Annotated in this window: 2 protein-coding genes and 8 tRNA genes; all 10 read left to right on the forward strand. The window is 46.1% G+C overall.

Annotated elements, in window-relative coordinates:
- The first annotated feature begins 189 nt into the window (after positions 1–189).
- The 10 genes from Q0785_RS20140 to Q0785_RS20185 all read left to right on the forward strand — a co-directional run bounded on the left by Q0785_RS20140 (position 190) and on the right by Q0785_RS20185 (position 3,967).
- Positions 190–2,355, forward strand: coding sequence for a Tex family protein (locus Q0785_RS20140; protein ID WP_298834601.1), 2,166 nt, complete (start codon positions 190–192; stop codon positions 2,353–2,355).
- A 22-nt stretch (positions 2,356–2,377) separates the two neighbouring features.
- Positions 2,378–2,830: a SprT family protein gene (locus Q0785_RS20145; RefSeq protein ID WP_223636840.1), complete on the forward strand. Its 453-nt coding sequence runs from the start codon at positions 2,378–2,380 to the stop codon at positions 2,828–2,830.
- 173 nt (positions 2,831–3,003) lie between these two features.
- Positions 3,004–3,078: transfer RNA gene (locus tag Q0785_RS20150), tRNA-Asn, on the forward strand.
- 5 nt (positions 3,079–3,083) lie between these two features.
- Positions 3,084–3,158: transfer RNA gene (locus tag Q0785_RS20155), tRNA-Glu, on the forward strand.
- 192 nt (positions 3,159–3,350) lie between these two features.
- Positions 3,351–3,427 (forward strand) — tRNA-Met (locus tag Q0785_RS20160).
- A 3-nt stretch (positions 3,428–3,430) separates the two neighbouring features.
- Positions 3,431–3,506 (forward strand) — tRNA-Asp (locus Q0785_RS20165).
- Between the two features lie 8 nt (positions 3,507–3,514).
- Positions 3,515–3,589: transfer RNA gene (locus tag Q0785_RS20170), tRNA-Gln, on the forward strand.
- Positions 3,590–3,694: 105 nt separating this feature from the next.
- Positions 3,695–3,780 (forward strand) — tRNA-Leu (locus tag Q0785_RS20175).
- A 12-nt stretch (positions 3,781–3,792) separates the two neighbouring features.
- Positions 3,793–3,869, forward strand: a tRNA-Arg gene (locus tag Q0785_RS20180).
- 24 nt (positions 3,870–3,893) lie between these two features.
- A tRNA-Gly gene (locus tag Q0785_RS20185) sits at positions 3,894–3,967 on the forward strand.
- Positions 3,968–4,056 lie beyond the last annotated feature (89 nt).

Raw genomic sequence — 4,056 nt, forward strand, 5'->3', positions numbered from 1 at the left:
ATACCGGGGTCAGAAAACAGAAAAAACCCCAAATGGGTCACTTTTTTAAAGTGTCTACCATTTGGGGTGCGGTTCAGTCAAGAGAGGCTTCTTTTTTATGTTCTGCTGTTAATGCCGGTCAGAGCTACATGGACGCTTCCGCATTTCTCTATGTGTTAAAATAGAAAGGAACTGAAGGGAAGTGTCTAGATGGAAATGCAGCAGATTCATACATTAATCGCTAAAGAAACGGGTGTGCGTAACAATCAGGTCGCGCAAGTCATCGCATTGATTGAAGATGGCAACACCGTGCCGTTTATCGCACGTTACCGTAAAGAGGCAACTGGATCTTTGGATGAAGTGCAGATTAAAGCAATCGATGACCGGTATACATACATTCAGAACTTAGAGCAGCGGAAAATAGATGTTATCCGTTCCATAACGGAACAGGAAAAGCTGACAGATGAACTGGAAAAGGCGATTCACAATGCCACGGTCCTGCAGCGCGTTGAAGATTTATACCGGCCATACAAACAAAAACGGAGAACCAAAGCGACCATTGCAAAAGAAAAAGGTCTCCAGCCGTTAGCGGATTGGCTGATGGAACCCGGCGATGAAAAACTAACGGCTAAAGCGCAGGCGTTCGTAAATGAAGAAGCGGGTGTCGCATCAGTTGAAGAAGCAATCCAAGGAGCGCAGGATATCTTAGCGGAATTATTTGCCGACGATCCGGATATCCGCGAAAAAATTCGCTATATGACTCGAAAAGACGGGACAATCGCCACCGTCGCCAAGAAAAATCATGAAGATGAAAAACAAGTCTTCCAAATGTATTACGAATACGAAGAAGCTATCCAGAAAATTGTGCCGCACCGAATTTTGGCGATCAATCGCGGCGAAAAAGAAGATGTGCTGAAAGTTTCCATCCATCCACCGGACGACCGAATCGTAACATTGATGAAAAACAAATGGATGAAACAGGCGCGTTCTACAAGTGAAGTGGTGGCTGCGTCAATTGAAGACAGTTATAAGCGGCTGATTCAACCGTCAGTGGAGCGGGAAATCCGGACTGAACTGAGCGAAAAAGGGGAGACCCAGGCGATTCACATCTTCTCAGAGAACTTGCGGAATCTTTTATTGCAGCCACCGATGAAAAACAAAATGGTATTGGGTGTAGACCCGGCATATCGGACAGGCTGCAAACTCGCAGTCATCGATGAAACGGGCAAGTTGTTGGAAGTGGCAGTTATTTATCCGCATCCCCCAAAATCAGACCAAGCTGGTTCGAAGAAAATCATGGAGCGTCTGACATCCAAGTATCCGATTGAAATCATGGCAATCGGCAATGGGACAGCTTCTCGTGAGACCGAGCAGTTTGTTGCAGACTTCCTGTCGGAAACTTCGGCGGATATTTCCTATGTCATCGTTAATGAAGCAGGCGCGAGTGTCTATTCGGCCTCCGATATTGCACGAGCAGAATTTCCAGACTTGAAAGTTGAAGAGCGGAGTGCGGCTTCAATTGCGCGCCGTCTGCAGGATCCATTGTCTGAACTGGTGAAGATCGATCCCAAAGCGGTCGGTGTCGGCCAGTATCAACACGATGTTTCCCAGAAGAAATTAGCGGATCAACTGACTTTTGTTGTCGAAACAGCCGTCAACCAGGTCGGCGTCAACGTCAATTCAGCCTCTTCTTCCTTGTTGCAATACGTAGCGGGCTTGAGTAAAACTGTTGCGGAAAATGTCATCAAGGTCAGGGATGAAAATGGTCGCTTTACGTCGCGCGTCCAGCTGAAGAAAATCCCGCGCTTAGGAGCGAAAACCTATGAACAGGCAATTGGGTTCCTCCGGATTCCGGAAGGCAAAAATCCATTGGATGCAACAGGCATTCATCCGGAGAGCTATGATATTGCCGAGAAGCTATTGAAACTTGTCGGAGAAGATAAGAAATCTGTCGGAAAAGCCGGTATCTCTGAAAAACTTGAAGCGCTCGAGCTGAAAGAGCTGAGTGAGAAATGGGACGTCGGAGAAATTACCTTAAAAGATATCCTGGATGCGTTGAAGAAACCATTCCGCGATCCGCGTGACGAATTCCCGCAGCCTTTATTGAAAAACGATATTCTGAAAATGGAAGACCTGCTTCCAGGGATGGAAGTGCAGGGAACTGTGCGCAATGTAGTGGATTTTGGCGCCTTTGTTGATATCGGTGTGAAGCAGGATGGTTTGGTGCACATCTCGAAATTGAAAAAAGGCTTTGTAAAGCATCCGCTGGAAGTGGTGGCAGTTGGAGACATCGTCACTGCCTGGGTGGAGAAAGTGGAGAAAGACAAAGGACGTATTGCTTTGACGATGCTCCAGCCGAAAGAGCAGACCCTTTAACTTTAAAAATAGGGGAGTTAACATGACGAACGAAGAACTGACAGGACTTATCAAGGAAATCTCATTGACGAGCTTTCACAAGCCATTCCGGCATGAGGGTATTTTCAATGCGAGATTGCGGACCACAGGAGGCAGATACCTGTTAAGATCCCATAATATCGAAATCAATCCAAGCTCCTACGAGAAGTTTGGATATGCTGAGCTTGAAGGCATCATCAAACATGAGCTATGCCATTACCATCTTCATATAGAAGGAAGAGGCTATAAGCACCGTGATCGGGATTTTAGAGAATTGCTGAAGGAAACAGGCTCGCCGCGTTTTTGCTCTACGCTTGAAAACAAGACGAAACGGCGTTCATCCAAGTCTTATGTCTATCAATGTGTAGCATGCGAAACGAATTACAGAAGAAAGATCCGGATGAATACAGAGCGTTACCGATGTGGTCGCTGCTCAGGAAAGCTAATAGCGCAATAATATTCCTCAAGGAAAGTAACTGTCCAGCATAGGGCAGTTTCTTTTTTTGAATTATTATTCTTCACTGTAGATTCAATAAAGAAAAACAAATAACAAATATAAATGAAAAAGGTATTGACGATTCTCTCAGAGCTCTTTATAATAGAAAAAGTCGACAAGTACTTAAACATTATTCCGAAGTAGCTCAGTGGTAGAGCACCGCACTGTTAATGCGATGGTCGTAGGTTCGAGTCCTACCTTCGGAGCCATTCATGGCCCCTTGGTCAAGCGGTTAAGACACCGCCCTTTCACGGCGGTAACACGGGTTCGAATCCCGTAGGGGTCACCATTTTATAAACAGCAATTAATCTGAAAAGTTATATTTGGATAACTTCTGTGGTACACTAACACATGAGCCAACAAGTATGAAAAACGAATGATTGCTTTTGGAGATGTTGCAGGCCAGGCTTGCTGTTGGCGTAGCCGAAACAAATCTAGGCTGTGAAGTAACTCTAATGAAAAACAACATCTATATTATTGTCGCGGGGTGGAGCAGTTCGGTAGCTCGTTGGGCTCATAACCCAAAGGTCGCAGGTTCAAATCCTGCCCCCGCAACCAAATGGTCCCGTGGTGTAGCGGTTAACATGCCTGCCTGTCACGCAGGAGATCGCCGGTTCGATCCCGGTCGGGACCGCCATTTTTTATTGGGGTATAGCCAAGCGGTAAGGCAACGGGTTTTGATCCCGTCATGCCCTGGTTCGAATCCAGGTACCCCAGCCATTATTATTTAAGCGTAACGACGAATGAATTAGAAATTCTAATCTCTCATTGACATTGAAATGAAGATGCAGTATAATAGAATTTGTCCCTAAAAATTAATTCAATGCGGTCGTGGCGGAATGGCAGACGCGCTAGGTTGAGGGCCTAGTGGGAGAAATCCCGTGGAAGTTCGACTCTTCTCGGCCGCACCATAAAGCTCTAATGCGCCCGTAGCTCAATTGGATAGAGTACTTGACTACGAATCAAGCGGTTAGAGGTTCGAGTCCTCTCGGGCGCACCATTATTTTTCTTCTATATAATATATGCGGGTGTAGTTTAGTGGTAAAACCTCAGCCTTCCAAGCTGATGATGGGGGTTCGATTCCCCCCACCCGCTCCAATTTTTTAAACCTGAACCTTGAAAACTGAACAGCAAAACGTCAACAAACAGCAACGGCCGCGCAAAACGGCCCGCGCAAAACTACTGAT

This window comes from uncultured Planococcus sp. (assembly GCF_947501725.1).
Taxonomy (GTDB): Bacteria; Bacillota; Bacilli; order Bacillales_A; family Planococcaceae; genus Planococcus; species Planococcus donghaensis_C.